This window comes from Comamonas jiangduensis, assembly GCF_030162955.1.
GTDB lineage: Bacteria > Pseudomonadota > Gammaproteobacteria > Burkholderiales > Burkholderiaceae_C > Comamonas > Comamonas jiangduensis.
The window spans coordinates 16,637-33,246 of sequence record NZ_JARXOV010000012.1 but is presented as its reverse complement, the minus strand read 5'-3'; the positions used below and the strand labels follow the sequence as shown (position 1 = coordinate 33,246).

The following is a 16,610-nucleotide window of genomic DNA, read 5'->3' as shown; positions in this document are numbered from 1 at the left end:
TCAGGTCAACCCGGTATCCACCACCCGGCGCTCGAGTGCGAGGAATTCCTGGGATTGCATTTCATTCAAGCGTGACACTGTACGCGGAAACTCATGCGACAGCGGCCCTTGCGTGTACAACTGCTCGGGCGGCACGGCGGCAGACATGACCAACTTCACGCGGCGGTCATACATCACATCAATCAGCCACGTAAAGCGGCGCGCGGGCGACGCCATATTCACCGGCATATAGGGCACATTCGACAGCAGCACGGTGTGGAATTGCGAAGCAATTTCCAGATAGTCGTTTTGTGAGCGCGGGCCGCCACAGAGTTCACGGAAATCAAACCAGATCACTCCACCGGCACGGCGCACAGCAGGAATAGTGCGTGACTCGATCTTGAACACCGGTTTTTCTTCCGGCACATCGGCCAGCTGCTCAAACGCCGCTTGCATGGACGCATCGGCCTCAGGGCCCAGCGGACAATGGTAGAGCTTGACCAACTCCAGCGTGCGGCGGCGGTAATCGGTGCCGTTGTCCACGTTCACCACATCCATGCGCGCATTCAGCAAATCAATCGCCGGCAGGATGCGATCGCGGTGCAGCCCATCGGGGTACAGGCCATCGGGCGTGAAATTGGAAGTGGTCACAAAGCCCACGCCGTTATCAAACAGCGACACCAGCAGCCGGTGCAAGATCATGGCGTCGGTGATGTCTGCCACGTGAAATTCGTCAAAACAAATCAGCTTGTAGCGCTTGGCAATTTTGGCCCCCAGCGCATCCAGCGGGTTTTGCGTACCCTGCAGCACATGCAGTTCACGGTGCACCTCCCGCATGAATTCGTGAAAGTGCAGCCGCACCTTGCGCTTGATGGGCACGGCATTGAAAAAGCAGTCCATCAAAAAGCTTTTACCCCGCCCTACGCCGCCGTACATGTACACGCCGCGCGGAATTTCGGGCTTTTGAAACAGCTTTTTGAGCGCGTTAGAGCGTTTGGACTTGTACGCAGCCCAGTCATCGGCACAGCGCTGCAACGCATCCACGGCGCGCAGTTGGGCGGGGTCGGCGGTAAAACCTTTGGCGGCGAGTTCGGCCTCATAGGCCGCACGGACAGACTGACTCATGCTCATCCAGCTTTCTGGCCTGTTGGGCGATCGTGCGATCGCAAAACAAGCACTTTAAAACAATAGCGCCAAGCGCAGGCAATACCTGGGCTTGGCCACTATTTTGCTTCTAAACAGAGATTAGAAGTTCAGGGTACGCTTGTCCACGGCCAGGGCCGCTTCCTTGGTGGCTTCCGACAGCGAGGGGTGGGCGTGGCAGATGCGGGCGATGTCTTCGCTCGATGCCTTGAACTCCATGGCCACCACGGCTTCGGAGATCAGCTCGGACACCATGGGGCCCACCATGTGCACGCCCAGGATTTCGTCGGTCTCTGCATCGGCCAGGAACTTCACCATGCCGGTGGTGTCACCCAGGGCGCGCGCACGGCCATTGGCCAGGAACGGGAAGGAGCCGGCCTTGTACTTCACGCCGTCGGCCTTCAGTTGCTGCTCGGTACGACCCACCCAGGCGATTTCAGGGCTGGTGTAGATCACCCAAGGGATGGTGGCGAAGTTCACGTGACCGTGCTGGCCGGCAATGCGCTCTGCCACGGCCACGCCCTCTTCCTCGGCCTTGTGCGCCAGCATGGGGCCACGCACCACGTCACCCACCGCCCACACGCCGGGCAGGTTGGTCTTGCAATCGCCGTCGACCACGATGGCACCGCGCTCGTCCAGCTGCAGGCCCACGGCCTCGGCGTTCAGGCCGTTGGTGTTGGGCACACGGCCGATCGACACCACCAGCTTGTCGGCTTCCAGCACCTGGGCTTCGCCCTTGGCGTTGGTGTATTCCAGCTTCACGCCGGCACCGGAGGTGTCGACGTTGCCGATCTTCACGCCCAGTTCGATCTTCAGGCCTTGCTTGTCGAAGGCCTTTTTGGCTTCCTTGGCGATCTGCTCGTCAACCGCCGACAGGAAGGCGGGAGCGCCTTCCAGCACGGTCACTTCGGCACCCAGGCGGCGCCACACGGAGCCCATTTCCAGGCCGATCACGCCCGCGCCGATCAGCGCCAGCTTCTTGGGCGTGGCGCCCACGCGCAGCGCGCCGTCGTTGGACAGCACCTTGTCTTCGTCGAAAGGCAGGCCGGGCAAGGCACGGGCGTTCGAGCCGGTGGCCACCACGATCTGTGCGCCGACCAGGGTTTCTTCGGCCTTGCCGGCCACCTTGATCTCATAGCCGCTGTCCACGGCCTTCACGAACGAAGCCGTACCGTGGAAGAAGGTGACCTTGTTCTTCTTGAACAGGTACAGGATGCCGTCGTTGTTCTGCTTCACGATGGCGTCCTTGCGGGCGATCATCTTGCTGACGTCCATGGCCACTTCGCCCGTGCTGATGCCGTGGTCGGCAAAGTGCAGCTTGGCGTGTTCAAAGTGCTCGGACGACTGCAGCAGCGCCTTGGAGGGAATGCAACCCACGTTGGTGCAGGTGCCGCCTGGGGCGGGCGTGCCGGCCGTAGTCGACCAGGCGTCGATACAGGCCACGTTCTTGCCCAACTGGGCCGCGCGGATGGCGGCGATGTAGCCGCCGGGGCCGGCGCCGATCACGATAACGTCAAATTGCTTGCTCATAACTCAAAATCTCTGTGTGTCAAGTGCTTGAAAAAACCCACCGCAGGGCGTGGCCGAGGGTGGGTTTTCGTCGAGGTTCGAACCCTGTGGGGATTACAGGTCGAACAGCAGGCGGGAAGGATCTTCCAGCGCTTCCTTCATGGCCACCAGGCCCAGTACGGCTTCGCGGCCGTCGATGATGCGGTGGTCATACGACATGGCGAAGTAGTTCATGGGGCGCACCACGACCTGGCCGTTTTCCACCACGGCGCGATCCTTGGTGGCGTGCACGCCCAGGATCGCGGACTGTGGGGGGTTGATGATGGGGGTGGACATCATCGAGCCGAAGGTGCCGCCGTTGGAGATGGAGAAGGTACCACCGGTCATCTCTTCAATGCCCAGCTTGCCGTCGGCGGCCTTCTTGCCAAATTCAGCGATCTTCTTTTCGATGTCGGCAAAGCTCATCTGGTCAGCGTTGCGCAGGATGGGCACCACCAGGCCACGGGGCGAGCCCACGGCAATACCGATGTCGAAGTAGCCGTGGTAGACGATGTCGTTGCCGTCCACCGAGGCGTTCAGCACGGGGTACTTCTTCAGGGCATGCACGGCCGCCTTGACGAAGAAGGACATGAAGCCCAACTTCACACCGTGTTCCTTGGTGAAGTCGTCCTGGAACTTCTTGCGCAGCGCCATCACGGGCGCCATGTTGATTTCGTTGAACGTCGTCAGGATGGCGTTGGTGGATTGCGACTGCAGCAGACGCTCGGCCACACGGGCGCGCAGGCGTGTCATGGGCACGCGCTGCTCGGGGCGACCCGACAAATCTTCCTTCAGCGCAGGCGCTGCCACCTGGGGCAAGGCCGCCTTGGGAGCGCCAGTGGGGATGCTGGCGGCCGCCTTGATGGCCGACAGGGCATCACCCTTGGTCACGCGGCCATCCTTGCCTGTGCCTGCCACATTGGCGGCGGACAGGTTGTTTTCAGCCAGCAGCTTGGCGGCGGCGGGCATGGCCACATCGCCCTTGTTGGCGGCAGCGGCGGGGGCTGCAGCCGCAGGAGCGGCAGCGGGTGCAGCGACGGCAGCAGGAGCTGCAGCAGCACCTGCCACCGCATCGGTGTCGATCTTGGCGATCAGTTGCTCGGTGGTCACGGTGGCACCGTCACCTTGCACAATCTCAGCCAACACGCCAGCAGCAGGCGCAGGTACTTCCAGCACCACCTTGTCGGTTTCGATTTCGATCAGGATTTCATCGACTGCCACGGCTTCGCCGGCCTTCTTCTTCCAAGTCATCATGGTCGCTTCAGCGATGGACTCAGACAGCTGGGGAACTTTAACTTCTACGATTGCCATTTTGAATTCTTTCCAAAAAGTGTTGGGGCCCCTGCTGAGGCAGCAGGGGGTCTACCTTTTTATTACTTGGTCAGCACAAAGCCTTTGAGCTTGGAGAACGCGGCTTCCACCAGGTTCTTTTGCTGCTCAGCGTGCAGATGGGCATAACCCACTGCTGGCGATGCAGAGGCTGCACGACCGGCGTAACCGAGCTTTTGGCCTTCTTGCATGTTTTCGTAGATGTTGTGCTGAATAAAGAACCACGCACCTTGGTTTTGCGGCTCGTCTTGGCACCACACCAATTCCTTGGCATTGGCGTACTTCTTCACTTCGGCTTCGAAAGCCTTGTGTGGGAAGGGATACAGCTGTTCCACGCGGATGATGGCGACGTCGTCGACTTCCTTCTCAGCGCGCTTTTTCACCAGATCGTAGTAGACCTTGCCCGAGCAAGCGATGATGCGCTTGACCTTGTCGGCCTTGGCAACGATGGATTCGTCACGCTCGCTGATCACTGTCTGGAACGCACCCTTGGTGAATTCTGTCAGCGGCGAAGTGGCGTCCTTGTTACGCAGCAGCGACTTGGGCGTCATGATGACCAGCGGCTTGCGCAGGTTGCGCACCATCTGGCGACGCAGCACGTGGAAGATCTGGCTTGCTGTGGTGGGCTGCACGATCTGCATGTTGGTATCCGCAGCCAGCTGCAGGAAGCGCTCCAAGCGGGCCGAGCTGTGCTCTGGGCCTTGACCTTCGTAGCCGTGCGGCAGCATCATGGTCAGGCCGTTGACACGGCCCCACTTCACTTCGCCGGATGCGATGAACTGGTCAATCACCACCTGCGCGCCGTTGGCAAAGTCACCGAACTGGGCTTCCCAGATCACCAGGGTGTTGGGGTCGTTCGATGCATAGCCGTATTCAAAGCCCAGCACCGCCTCTTCAGACAGGATGGAGTCGATGACGACGAACGGAGCCTGGTTGTCGGCCACGTTCTGCAACGGAATGTAGGTACCTTCGTTCCACTTTTCACGCTTTTGATCGTGAACAACAGCATGACGGTGGGTGAAAGTGCCGCGGCCGCAGTCTTCACCGGACAGACGCACGGGGTAGCCTGAGGCCACCAGCGATGCGAACGCCATGTGCTCGCCCATGCCCCAGTCCACGTTGATTTCACCACGGCCCATGGCTGCGCGGTCGTCATAGACCTTCTTCACCAGAGAGTGGGGATTGACAGTTTCCGGCAGGGTTGTGATCTTTTCAGCCAGACGCTTCCACTCTGCCAAAGGAATGGCAGTGTCGCCAGCATCGGTCCACTTCTTGCCCAGGAAAGGGCTCCAGTCGACCGCGTACTGGCTCTTGAAGTTGGTCAGCACCACTTCCTGGGTATGACGGCCTTCGTCCATGGCAGCGCGGTAAGCCTTGGCCATGTCGTCGCCCAGGGTATCGCCCAGGCCTTGGGCTGCCAGCTTATCGGCGTACAGCTTGCGGGTACCAGGGTGGGCCGCAATCTTTTTGTACATCAGCGGCTGGGTCAGCGCAGGCGTATCTTGCTCGTTGTGGCCCAGTTTGCGGAAGCAGACGATGTCCACCACCACGTCCTGCTGGAACTCCATGCGGTAGTCCAGAGCCAGCTGCATGCTCAGTGCCACGGCTTCTGGATCGTCACCGTTGACGTGCAGCACGGGCGACTCAACCATCTTCACGATGTCGGTGCAATACGTGGTCGAACCCTTGTCGCGAGGATCCGATGTGGTGAAACCAATCTGGTTGTTAATGATGATGTGCACCGTGCCGCCGGTGGAGTAACCACGGGTTTGCATCAGCGCCAAAGTTTCTTGGTTCACGCCTTGCCCGGCAAAAGCCGCGTCGCCGTGCACCAGTACAGGCAGCACTTGCTTGCCTTCGGGGTCATTGCGTCGATCCATGCGCGAACGCACAGAACCTTCAACCACGGGGTTCACAATTTCCAGGTGGGAAGGGTTGAACGCCAAAGACAGGTGCACAGGGCCACCCGCCGTCGACACGTCGGAGCTGAAGCCTTGGTGATACTTCACGTCACCAGCAGGCAGATCTTCCGGCGCGGTGTGATCAAACTCGGCAAACAGGTCTTTGGGCATCTTGCCTAAGGTGTTGACCAGTACGTTCAGACGGCCGCGGTGGGCCATACCAATCACGACTTCTTGAACGCCCTTTTTGCCACCAGCGTTGATCAGCTCATCCATCGCCACGATGAAGGACTCGCCACCTTCCAGCGAGAAGCGCTTTTGACCCACGTACTTGGTGTGCAGATAGCGTTCCAGGCCTTCTGCGGCAGTCAGGCGATCCAGAATGCGCTTCTTTTGGTCGGCATTCAGCACGGGCTTGGAGCGGATAGCTTCCAAGCGCTGCTGCCACCAGCGCTTTTGCACCTGGTCGGTGGCATACATGTACTCGACACCGATGGTGCCGCAATACGTTTCGCGCAGTGCGTTGAGCAACTCGCGCAAGGACATGGTTTCCTTGCCGAAGAAGGTGTTGCCCACATTGAACACGGTTTCCTGGTCGGCGTCGGTGAAGCCGTAGAACGCAGGGTCGAGTTCAGGAATTTCGGGGCGTTCGGTACGCTTAAGGGGGTCCAAATCTGCCCAGCGCTGACCGACGTTGCGGTAGGCTGCAATCAGCTGTTGTACCGCGGTGCGCTTGCGACCCAGTTCGGAGTCCGCACCGGAAGCCACAACCACCTTGGTGCCACCTTGCTTGGCGCGCTCGGCGAAAGCGTTGATGACGGGCTGGTGGGGAATGTCTTTGGCGTTGGAGCCATCAACGGCAGGAACGTGCTGCAGTGCGTCGAAGTATTCACGCCAAGAATCGGGAACGCTGCCAGGGTTGGCCAGATAGTTCTCGTACATTTCTTCGACGTAAGGGGCGTTACCGCCGAAGAGATAAGTGTTGCCTTGGTAGGCTTGGTAGACAGTGGGCTGATCGCTCATATTCCGCTGACCTCTGCTTTCCCTGAGAAAGCTTTAGCTGGTTGGTAAACCTCCCGCGACACGGCTGTACCGATTGGCGGATGCGACTGTGGCAAAGGAAGGGCCTGTTGTTGCTACTTGCATTGTAGCCATTCATAACGATGATCGGCAGCAAAGGTCTTATGTAAGACTCTGAAAATTAATCCCGCACTGCAACAAAGCCCGCCGTACGACGCGCTTTTTTAAATCTTTAAAGGCATGTAAAACTGCAAACTACGATTTTTAAGAAATATGTATTAAGTCGCGTACAGTCGCTGCTATTGACCTTCCTTCGCACCGCCGCCCCCGCATCTATGCATCCAGAACAATCGCTCAACAAATCATTTCTGCTGCTACTGATCGCAGTCAGCATAGGTTTTGGATGGATTTTGTGGCCGTTCATCGGTGCCGTATTTTGGGCCGTGGCCCTGGCAATTCTGTTCCACCCACTCTACAAGCGTTTGCTGCGGCGACTGCCCCGCAGCACCAACTTGGCCGCGTTGATTACGTTGGTGCTGTGCTTGCTGGGCGTCATTTTGCCGCTGGTACTTATCGGCTCTTCCGTCGTCAACGAAACCGTCCTAATTTACAACCGCATGTCTTCTGGACAGTTGGACTTTGGCACCTATTTTCAACAAATTAACGATGCGATGCCAGGTTGGATTCGGGGGTTTTTAGAGCGTATAGACCTCGCATCAGCGCAAGAAATTCAAAGCAAACTGTCTTCCATCGCTGCCGAAGCTGGCAAATTGATTGCCGGTAAAGCGGTTGAGATTGGGCAAAACACTCTGGGTTTTGTGGTGAGTTTTGGCGTGATGCTTTATCTGCTTTTTTTCCTGCTGCGCGATGGCTCCCAACTGACCCAACGGATACGCAACGCCATCCCTTTAGAAAAAGCACACAAACAAAGCCTTGAGTCAAAGTTTGCCACCGTCATCCGCGCAACGGTGAAAGGCAACTTGGTGGTTGCCGCAGCGCAAGGTGCGCTAGGAGGCATCATTTTTGCCATCTTAGACATCCAAGGCGCGGTGTTATGGGGCGTCTTGATGGCATTTTTATCACTGCTGCCTGCGGTAGGCGCAAGCTTGATCTGGGGCCCCGTATCTATCTACTTCATTGCCACAGGAAACGTCACACAAGGCCTCATTTTGGCCGCCTACGGCGTATTGGTGATTGGCCTTGTAGACAATTTTTTGCGCCCTATCTTGGTGGGCAAAGATACCAAACTGCCTGACTACATTGTGCTCATCAGCACCTTGGGCGGCATGTCGATTTTCGGCCTCACTGGGTTTGTTATAGGCCCCACGATTGCTGCACTGTTTCTTGCTTGCTGGGATATTTTTAGCACCCGGACAGCGCGCAGCGAATAATATTTTCAGTAATTACTGAAAACAAAAATCCACCTTGAAGGCGGATTTTTTATGGATTGAACCTCGATTTTTCAGTCGTTCAGCGCGTACATCGCATTAACGATATTCGACAGTGAGTATTACCACTCCCCCACACTGCGCACCAAATAATCGAAATCATGGGGCAGACCTCCATCGTGCACCTGCACATTTGGAGGGCCATTGCCGCCAGCCTGCCCTGCACCAATGAGTTGACCCACTTGAATATTCTGCGGCAGCGGTGGCGGGTTGCTGTGCTCACGGCCAAAGGTATGGTTTGCAAGCAGATGGTTCAGGGCAGGTGGTGTAGACATGACAGCGCTCTCCTTAGAGGCACTGTAAAAAGCAATCCATGCACTTCCCGTAGGACGGCATTTCTTTGTACTGTCACCTTCCCAAGTACAGCACTGCCAAAATTTGGAAACGAAGCACTCTCTGCTGCGACATGCTTTAAGCTCAATGCTCTATGCCGCAGACCATCGCTCACCCTGTACACCACGAACTCATCGTCAAAAAAAGCCGCTTTCTCTGCTGCGTACAACCCATGTCAGACCGAGCATCTGCGCAAGCCGTTGTGGATGCGCTGCGGCAACAACACCCTGGCGCTACCCACGTTTGCTGGGCACTGCTGGCAGGCGGGCAATCCGCTGCGGTAGATGATGGCGAGCCCAGCGGCACGGCAGGACGCCCGATGCTGGAAGTGCTACGCCACCAAGACCTGGAAGGGGTATTGGCTACCGTAGTGCGCTACTTCGGTGGCGTCAAACTGGGGGCCGGAGGTTTGGTGCGTGCTTACACAGACTGCGTTGCCCAAGCACTGCTGCACGCTGAAAAAATCACTTTGCAGCGCATGAGCACGCTGCAATGCAGCCTTCCCTACGCGATGGAAGGCTGGCTGCGCCGCGAATTGGAATTGGCTGGGGCCGCGCTGCTGAACGTACAGCACCAAGCGGCGGTATGCATGCAGTGGAGCATTCCCGAAGACCAAAGTAGCGGATTGATCGAACGCATCAACGAAGGGGGCCAAGGTCGCATTAACTGGCTCAAGTTCTGGCCGAGTTGAACATCTTGCAAACTTCAATCAAAGCAGCAATTGCACTTTTTATTGAAGCTTTGCCATTTGGTCTTGCGTTTTACATTCAAACCATTCTGACTGGATGAGTTTGACTATGGATATCCGCTACGCCAACGCCCTGCGCAACGCCACGAATGCGTGGTCGAACAACCGCACCACCGACACCATCACCATGCAAGACCTCAAGCGCCGCGCACCTGATGAGCAAGACGCTAGCCAAGTGGTTACTGCGCCAAACGCCACCCAAATGGCGGCGATGCAGCCCGAGCTTGCGCGTTATGGCAATTTAGGCACCCGGCTCAATTTGTTTGCCTGACCACATGCGTTTGACCACAGCGATGCTTTGCGGATCACAAATCACATTACATTGTGGTGATGAACACTGCTGAACCCTTAGAGCGCGACGCTGAAAAGCCCTCCTATCCGCTGGTCACCGCCCTCACTGCGGTGCGCAAAGCACGTCAAATGACGCAAGCGGACTTGGCAAGCAAAGCAGGCCTGTCGCGCATGACCGTGCAACGACTGGAGAGCAATGGCCTCGACCCACGCCTGTCTACCCTGCAGGAGATGGCACGCGTGCTGGAGCAAGAACTGGTGGTCATTCCTACGCATCTGCAGGAAGCTTTTCGGGCCTGGCTTGCAGAGCGCCTGGACACCTGAAGTTGCAGATACAGTTTGCAGCGCAGAAGGCTGCAAACTTTTTCTGCACGGCGGCTACCGCTTAGCCCCCCACGCATCTTGTCAAAAACCTGCGCCTGGTTACGCAGCCCACCGGGCTTGAGCCGGAATATTGCCCACTCCCATGGGGTGGCAAACCACTGCTGCGTAGGAGCGGCATTGATGCCTTGTTCGGCATCTGGATAGGTTGAAATTTCAGAGCTACTGAAGCAGCTCTGGCAAGGCTTTCCCTGCATTTTGATGCACTATCATATCCGCCAGCATATCCAGCTCTGTAGCTTGCGGATTGACAATGACCACCTTGGCACCACGCTGGTGCGCCTGAAATACCAAACCCGCAGCGGGGTAGACCACCCCAGAAGTGCCCACCACCAGCATCACATCGCAGGCGTTCACTGCCTGCTCAGCCTGTGCGAGGGCATGGGCTGGCAAATGCTCCCCAAACCACACCACGCCGGGGCGCAGCATATTGCCGCAAGCGCTGCAGCGTGGTGGACTACCCCCTTGCGCCACAGCATGCGCCATGTCGCACAGCGGGCAACACGTATCCAGCCATTGGTTGCGCATCACATCGCCATGCAGGCAAATCACGTCGTGGCTGCCTGCACGCTGATGCAAGCCATCCACGTTTTGCGTGATCAAGTGCAATTTCCCGGGGTGGGCCTGCGCAAAATCTGCCAGCGCCCTGTGCCCCGCATTCGGCTGCACCTTGGCCAGCACATCACGGCGGTAGCTGTACCACTGCCACACCCGCTCTGGGTGCATGCGAAAGCCGCGATCGGAAGCCATCTCCTGCGGATCAAACTGTGCCCAATAACCAGTGTGCGTATCGCGAAACGTGGGCACACCGGATTCGGCACTCACCCCCGCACCACTGAGCACCACCACGTGCTGGGCCGCCTGCACCCATTGCCGCACCTGTGCAATATTTTCAGTGTTTTTGGCCTCTAAGGCAAACATGGCGCGCGCTAACAGCTATCTTTATTGCGCTTGGCGCTGGCGCACTGCCTCGTACAAGCACACGCCGCTGGCGACCGACACGTTCAGGCTTTCCACCGCACCTTGCATGGGAATGCTGATGAGTTCATCGCACGTCTTGCGCGTCAGCTGGCGCATACCATCGCCCTCTGCGCCAAGCACCAAAGCAACCGGGCCTTTCAGGTCGACCTGGTACAGGTGCTTGTCGGCATCACCGCTGGTGCCAATCACCCAGATATTGCGCTCCTGCAGCTCTTTGAGGGTGCGCGCCAAATTGGTGACCATGAAGTAAGGCACGGTCTCGGCGGCACCGCTGGCCACCTTGGCCACGGTGGCATTGATGCCGGAGGAATGATCCTTGGGCGCAATCACGGCATGCACGCCCGCGCCATCGGCCACGCGCAGGCAAGCGCCCAGATTGTGGGGGTCGGTCACGCCATCGAGCACCAGCAGCAGGGGGTTCTTCACGCCTACTTCTTCCAAGTCGTCCAGCAATTCGTCCAGCGTGCGGGTGTCTTGGACCTCTTCCACGCGAGCCGCCACGCCCTGGTGCCCATGACTGCCTGCCAGTTTGGCAATGCGCATGGCATCCGCTTCAATCAGGCGTGCACCGGCTTCTTTGGCTTTTTCCAAGAACTGGCGCATGCGCGCATCGCGGCGCGTGCCTTCGTAATAAATCTCAATGATGGACTGGGGCGCGGTCTTCAAACGCACGCCAACGGCATGAAAGCCGAAAAGAACTTTGGGGGACGACATAGTGGCCGAATTATCCAGTGTCACAGCCGCTTGCGGTGGCAAGTCGTGAGATACCTTGTATTGATTTAGATAAATCAAACTTTTCAAGCATCACTTCATACCGCGCAGTTATGAAGGCATACCACTGACGGAATACGTGAGAACCCCTAAACTCGCCGCTTTATATGTCAGTGGCGCAACCTTTCTCACATGATCTTCCAACCTTTGCTTAACTGGTCGCAGCGCACCAGCATCGTCACGCAAATCATCATTGGCCTTGTCCTGGGCATTGCTTTGGCGCTCATCTGGCCAGAAGCCGCGCTGAAAGTGGAATTCTTGGGCACGCTGTTTATATCTGCCCTGAAAGCAGTTGCACCCATTTTGGTGTTTGTGCTGGTGATTGCAGCCATCAGCAACAAGCGCCCCGGCGAAAGCAGCCACCTGAAACCCGTGCTGTGGCTGTACGTGATTGGCACCCTGAGCGCCGCCATTGTGGCGGTAGTAGCCAGCAGCTTCTTCCCCACCACGCTGGTGCTGGCCGATGCCGCCACCGGTATGGCTGCCCCCGGCGGCATTGGCGAAGTATTGATGCAACTGCTCAAAAATGCGGTGGCCAACCCCATCGATGCCTTGCTCCATGCCAATTACATTGGCATTTTGGTGTGGGCGGTGGCCATTGGCATTGCACTGCGCCGCGGCGCTGAAACCACGCGCCAAGCCGTGGCCGATTTGTCCAACGGCATCACCTTGATCATCCAAGCGGTGATTCGCGTGGCGCCTGTCGGCATTTTTGGCTTGGTAGCCGCCACCGTAGCCACCACCGGCACCGAAGCACTGGCTGGCTATGTCCAGCTGCTGGCGGTGCTGCTGGGTGCCATGCTGTTTGTGGCCCTGGTGGTCAACCCCTTGATTGTTTGGTACAAAATTCGCCGCAACCCCTTCCCACTCGTTTGGCTGTGCCTGCGCGAAAGCGGCGTCACCGCATTTTTCACCCGCAGCTCTGCAGCCAATATTCCTGTGAACATGGGGATTGCCAAGCGTCTGAACTTGGATGAAAACACCTACAGCGTAGCGATTCCCCTGGGCGCAACCATCAATATGGCTGGCGCTGCCATCACCATCAGTGTGCTGACACTCGCCGCCGTACACACATTGGGCATCGTGGTTGACACCCCCACGGCAATCTTGCTGTGTGTGGTCTCTGCGGTGTGCGCGTGCGGCGCTTCCGGTGTGGCGGGCGGCTCGCTGCTGCTGATTCCGCTGGCTTGCTCGCTGTTTGGCATCTCCAACGACGTAGCCATGCAAGTGGTCGCTATTGGCTTCATCATCGGCGTGCTGCAAGACTCTGCCGAAACCGCGCTGAACTCTTCCACCGACGTGCTGTTCACCGCTGCCGTGTGCATCGCTGAAGCAGAGCGTAACTCGACCAATTAAGCACTGAAGCGGCGCTGTGCACCGAAATGGTCACGCAGCGCCCCCATCCCTAAGGCTCCTTGAAGGAGCCTTTTTTACGGCCAAGTAACCCGCTGCTGGCTACTTGGCGTTTGGAAGTTGCCCCACACCGCGCTCACTCATGGCTTTGACTTGGGCACAGTTGCGGGCTTGCTCATCCTGGCTGATGGATGCCCAGCGCGTTGCAAAATCAGCCTTTGCACCGGCATAAGCCACTTCGTACTGCGCAGCTTGCACACCTTGGCTCAACATGGCCTCGCGCTGTTTGGCTTGCGCTTTTTGCAGCTGTGCCGCAGACATATGCCCACATGACAGCGCCATTTCGTTCATGGAAGCTGCCAATTGAATCAACGATGTCTGGGACGTATTCAGCGGCTGCGCCACCACTGCGCTTGCCAGCAGCGCGCCTGCCACCCCCACCCATTTTTTATAAACTGCCATCCTCACCTCCCTGTGTTTGCTCAACCAAGCGTTTGCTTTGGGCCCGAAAAAGTGTGTCGACGGCGGTGAAAAAACGCAAATAAAAAGCAGCCTCCAGGGCTGCTTTCTTGTCAAAGTGTGGGTTAAAGACTTAACGGTAGTAAGCCTCAACCACACCCTTGAGCTTGATCAACAAGGGACGGCCCTTGCGATCAAGTGTCTTGCCTGCGGGCACTTTCACCCAACCTTCGCTCACACAGTACTCTTCCACGTCGCCGCGCTCTTTGCCGTTGAAGCGGATGCCAATGTCGTGTTCAAACACTTCACGGACAAAAAATTTGCTGGTGGGGTCGATGGAGAGGTGGTCGGGCAATTCAGGGCGTGCGGTAGCTTCAGTCATAGTTCTTCCAAGTCAGCGGGGCCAACGCCCCAAATTCACGAATGCGGCGATTGTCCTGCATTTCTCGCTACCCTCGCCCCTACAGCAAGCGCCCAGCTTCTATCGTCAAGATACGCGCGCATTGCGCCGCGATACTGCGGTCATGGGTCACCAGCACCAGCGTTGTGCCTTGTTCACGGTTGAGTTGCAGCATCAAATCCATCACGGCAGCGCCGGTGGCATGGTCCAAGCTTCCGGTGGGCTCGTCGGCCAGCAGCACGGCAGGCTGCACGACGAAAGCCCTGGCCAATGCCACACGCTGCTGCTCCCCGCCCGAGAGCAATTTCGGGTAGTGCTGCAGGCGCTGCCCCAGACCTACGCGCTGCAGCATCTCCACTGCCTGCTGGCGCGCTGCCCGCACGCCCGCCAACTCCAGAGGCAGCATCACGTTTTCCAGCGCCGTCAGATTGGGCAATAGCTGAAAACTTTGAAAAACAAAGCCAATTTTTTGCCCGCGCAGTGCGGCACGTGCATCTTCATCCAGGGCAAAAATATCTTGCCCCTGCACGCGAACCGTGCCTTGGCTGGGGGTATCCAAACCCGCCAGCATCGAAAGCAAGGTACTCTTGCCCGAGCCCGAGGCGCCGACAATCGCCGCAGTCACCTGAGGCTGCAGGCTGAAATGAATGTCGCGCAAAATCTCTAGCGTGCCCGTGGAGTCGGTCACGGCTTTGGAGAGATGATTCACTTCAATCACAGGCTGGGAAGAAACACTCTGAGACATGGAAAACCTTGTAACAAGCATGCACAACGCACACGCAGGGATAAATCGTCGCCACTTTATCGCGACTTTGGCCGCGCTGGGCGCCAGCGCTGGCGCCTATGCTGCACGCACTGATCACGTTTTGGTGCTGGGAGACTCGCTGAGCGCCGAGTATGGTTTGGCACGCGGCACAGGGTGGGTGGCTTTGCTGGAGCAAAAGTTCCATGCCGCCAAGCTGCCGGTCACCGTCACCAATGCCAGCATCAGCGGTGAGACCACTTCCGGCGGTCGCACGCGTTTGCCCGCCTTGCTCAAACAGCACCAGCCCAGCATCGTCATCATTGAGCTGGGCGGCAATGACGCCTTGCGGGGATTGCCGCCGGATGGCACTTTGGGCAATTTAAAGGCGATGACGCAAGCTGCTCAAGCGGCAGGTGCTACGGTTTTGATACTGGGCATGCAAATGCCACCCAACTACGGCAAGAAATACGCACAAGACTTCGAGCAACTTTTTGTACAGGTGGCCAAAGAGTTCAAAACCGCCTTGGTGCCCGCCTTCTTGAAAGGCGTGGCCGATGCCCCCAACCCCACCGCACTGTTTCAGGCGGACCGCATCCACCCCACGGCCGAGGCCCAGCCCATCATGCTGGGCAATGTCTGGCCGGTACTGCGCAAACTGCTGACCGTGCGCTAGGCCATAAAAAAACCAGCCCGCAAGCTGGTTTTTTTATTCACTCTGGAACGGGAGGCGTAGTGGGTGGCGGCGGCTGCACAGCGTCTGCATTCCCCTCAGCGGGAGAGTCGGGGTTGACTTTGCGGTCGGCTTTTTCGCGCAGCTTTTCTGCTTTTTTGCTCTTTTTAGCCAGTTCGCGTTGACGCTTTTCGTATCCGTAGTTTGGTGTAGCCAATGTTGACTTTCTGTAATTAAGACATGGAAGTGGTTGCGGGCACTCTAACACCCCTCTTCCAATGCTGCAGGCTGGGCATCGATAGGCTCCACACTGGCGCGATAGGCATGCCAAGTGGCGCAGCCCAGCCAAGGGCCTACCACCACCAAAGGTAGTTGCCACGGCACCACCAGCGCCGCAGCCACCAAAGCGGTGATCAACACCGCCCACAGCAGCAGCACGCAAGGCTGGCTGGTCACCACCTTAAAGCTGGTGATGGCGGCGGTCAGCGCATCGGTGCCTCTGTCAAGCATCAGCGGCAGCGCCACCACGGTCGAGCTAAACACCACGGCTGCAAAAATACCACCCACCACGGTGTAAGCCAGCAAAAACTCCCAGTTCTGAAGACTGAACACCGCTTGCAGCACGCCCGTAGTGGACGGCATGCCAGTGTTAAAAAACACGGCAAACACCACCAAAGAAGCACGGCCCCACAGCAGCTCCAGCACGATCAGCACAAACACCAGCATGCCCATGCTGCCCAACTGTTTGTCCCAGCACGTGATGGATTGGCCAAGGTCCGGCGACTGCCCACGCTCCAGCCTGCGGCTGGTGTCATACAAGCCCATGGCCAAGAACGGACCCACCAGCAAGCAGCCGCTGGCAATCGACATGGTGTACTCGGGGCTGGCTTTGAATACCCAGGCCAGCACCTGCGCCATCGCCCAGAAACTCAGCCCGTAAAATAGCGCCACGCCCCAGGCGCGCTGCACATCGCGCCATCCGGCGCGCAGCCAGCCAAACGGCGCCCACGCAGCAAGGGGGCGTAAGCGGATGGGGGCGCCATCGGCCAAAGGGGCTGCCAGTGCGTGAGAGTCAGGTGTTGCCATCGCCTTGTCCTCCTGTGTGTCAGC

The 16,610-nt window shown here is 58.1% G+C and carries 17 protein-coding genes; 6 read left to right on the top strand and 11 right to left on the bottom strand.

Annotated features, from left to right (window positions below):
- The 4 genes from zapE to QEP12_RS10620 all read right to left on the bottom strand — a co-directional run bounded on the left by zapE (position 1) and on the right by QEP12_RS10620 (position 6,923).
- A complete protein-coding gene (zapE, locus tag QEP12_RS10635; RefSeq protein ID WP_174863474.1) occupies positions 1 to 1,104 on the bottom strand; it encodes a cell division protein ZapE in 1,104 nt (367 codons plus the stop codon).
- Positions 1,105 to 1,224: 120 nt separating this feature from the next.
- Positions 1,225 to 2,652, bottom strand: a complete 1,428-nt coding sequence (gene lpdA, locus QEP12_RS10630; protein WP_219164555.1) for a dihydrolipoyl dehydrogenase — start codon at positions 2,650 to 2,652, stop codon at positions 1,225 to 1,227.
- 93 nt (positions 2,653 to 2,745) lie between these two features.
- On the bottom strand, positions 2,746 to 3,981 hold the full coding sequence (gene odhB, locus QEP12_RS10625) for a 2-oxoglutarate dehydrogenase complex dihydrolipoyllysine-residue succinyltransferase (protein WP_219164554.1): 1,236 nt from the start codon (positions 3,979 to 3,981) through the stop codon (positions 2,746 to 2,748).
- A gap of 62 nt (positions 3,982 to 4,043) precedes the next feature.
- Entirely contained in the window at positions 4,044 to 6,923 is a 2,880-nt protein-coding gene (locus tag QEP12_RS10620) for a 2-oxoglutarate dehydrogenase E1 component (protein WP_174863472.1), read from the bottom strand.
- 332 nt (positions 6,924 to 7,255) lie between these two features.
- Between QEP12_RS10620 and QEP12_RS10615 the strand changes: the two genes are divergently transcribed.
- Positions 7,256 to 8,311: an AI-2E family transporter gene (locus QEP12_RS10615; RefSeq protein WP_284214224.1), complete on the top strand. Its 1,056-nt coding sequence runs from the start codon at positions 7,256 to 7,258 to the stop codon at positions 8,309 to 8,311.
- Between the two features lie 119 nt (positions 8,312 to 8,430).
- Here QEP12_RS10615 and QEP12_RS10610 read toward each other — a convergent pair whose 3' ends face one another.
- Entirely contained in the window at positions 8,431 to 8,643 is a 213-nt protein-coding gene (locus QEP12_RS10610; protein ID WP_174863471.1) for a hypothetical protein, read from the bottom strand.
- A gap of 152 nt (positions 8,644 to 8,795) precedes the next feature.
- Between QEP12_RS10610 and QEP12_RS10605 the strand changes: the two genes are divergently transcribed.
- From QEP12_RS10605 to QEP12_RS10595, 3 genes are all read left to right on the top strand, one after another.
- A complete protein-coding gene (locus tag QEP12_RS10605) occupies positions 8,796 to 9,392 on the top strand; it encodes an IMPACT family protein (RefSeq protein ID WP_174863470.1) in 597 nt (198 codons plus the stop codon).
- Between the two features lie 94 nt (positions 9,393 to 9,486).
- Positions 9,487 to 9,720 carry a hypothetical protein gene (locus QEP12_RS10600; protein WP_174863469.1) on the top strand — a complete coding sequence of 78 codons (234 nt, stop codon included), beginning with the start codon at positions 9,487 to 9,489 and terminating at the stop codon, positions 9,718 to 9,720.
- A gap of 59 nt (positions 9,721 to 9,779) precedes the next feature.
- On the top strand, positions 9,780 to 10,064 hold the full coding sequence (locus QEP12_RS10595) for a helix-turn-helix domain-containing protein (protein WP_174863468.1): 285 nt from the start codon (positions 9,780 to 9,782) through the stop codon (positions 10,062 to 10,064).
- Between the two features lie 219 nt (positions 10,065 to 10,283).
- On the opposite strand, the gene QEP12_RS10590 is transcribed toward QEP12_RS10595, so the two are convergent.
- Positions 10,284 to 11,042: an SIR2 family NAD-dependent protein deacylase gene (locus QEP12_RS10590; RefSeq protein WP_174863467.1), complete on the bottom strand. Its 759-nt coding sequence runs from the start codon at positions 11,040 to 11,042 to the stop codon at positions 10,284 to 10,286.
- A gap of 21 nt (positions 11,043 to 11,063) precedes the next feature.
- The gene (gene rlmB, locus QEP12_RS10585; protein ID WP_284214223.1) at positions 11,064 to 11,816 is read right to left on the bottom strand and encodes a 23S rRNA (guanosine(2251)-2'-O)-methyltransferase RlmB; all 753 of its coding nucleotides are present in this window, start codon (positions 11,814 to 11,816) and stop codon (positions 11,064 to 11,066) included.
- 189 nt (positions 11,817 to 12,005) lie between these two features.
- On the opposite strand from rlmB, the gene sstT reads away from it, so the two are divergent.
- Positions 12,006 to 13,229 (top strand): serine/threonine transporter SstT, encoded by a 1,224-nt coding sequence (gene sstT / locus QEP12_RS10580; RefSeq protein ID WP_284214222.1) that lies wholly within the window; start codon positions 12,006 to 12,008, stop codon positions 13,227 to 13,229.
- 99 nt (positions 13,230 to 13,328) lie between these two features.
- Here the strand turns inward: sstT and QEP12_RS10575 are convergent, their stop codons facing one another.
- From QEP12_RS10575 to QEP12_RS10565, 3 genes are all read right to left on the bottom strand, one after another.
- Positions 13,329 to 13,688 carry a hypothetical protein gene (locus tag QEP12_RS10575; protein WP_284214220.1) on the bottom strand — a complete coding sequence of 120 codons (360 nt, stop codon included), beginning with the start codon at positions 13,686 to 13,688 and terminating at the stop codon, positions 13,329 to 13,331.
- A 130-nt stretch (positions 13,689 to 13,818) separates the two neighbouring features.
- The gene (locus QEP12_RS10570) at positions 13,819 to 14,067 is read right to left on the bottom strand and encodes a DUF3297 family protein (protein WP_219164542.1); all 249 of its coding nucleotides are present in this window, start codon (positions 14,065 to 14,067) and stop codon (positions 13,819 to 13,821) included.
- Positions 14,068 to 14,146: 79 nt separating this feature from the next.
- On the bottom strand, positions 14,147 to 14,830 hold the full coding sequence (locus QEP12_RS10565; protein WP_174863512.1) for an ABC transporter ATP-binding protein: 684 nt from the start codon (positions 14,828 to 14,830) through the stop codon (positions 14,147 to 14,149).
- A 19-nt stretch (positions 14,831 to 14,849) separates the two neighbouring features.
- On the opposite strand from QEP12_RS10565, the gene QEP12_RS10560 reads away from it, so the two are divergent.
- Positions 14,850 to 15,503 carry an arylesterase gene (locus tag QEP12_RS10560; RefSeq protein WP_284214270.1) on the top strand — a complete coding sequence of 218 codons (654 nt, stop codon included), beginning with the start codon at positions 14,850 to 14,852 and terminating at the stop codon, positions 15,501 to 15,503.
- Between the two features lie 258 nt (positions 15,504 to 15,761).
- On the opposite strand, the gene QEP12_RS10555 is transcribed toward QEP12_RS10560, so the two are convergent.
- Positions 15,762 to 16,586 carry a DUF2189 domain-containing protein gene (locus QEP12_RS10555; RefSeq protein ID WP_284214219.1) on the bottom strand — a complete coding sequence of 275 codons (825 nt, stop codon included), beginning with the start codon at positions 16,584 to 16,586 and terminating at the stop codon, positions 15,762 to 15,764.
- Positions 16,587 to 16,610: the final 24 nt, after the last annotated feature.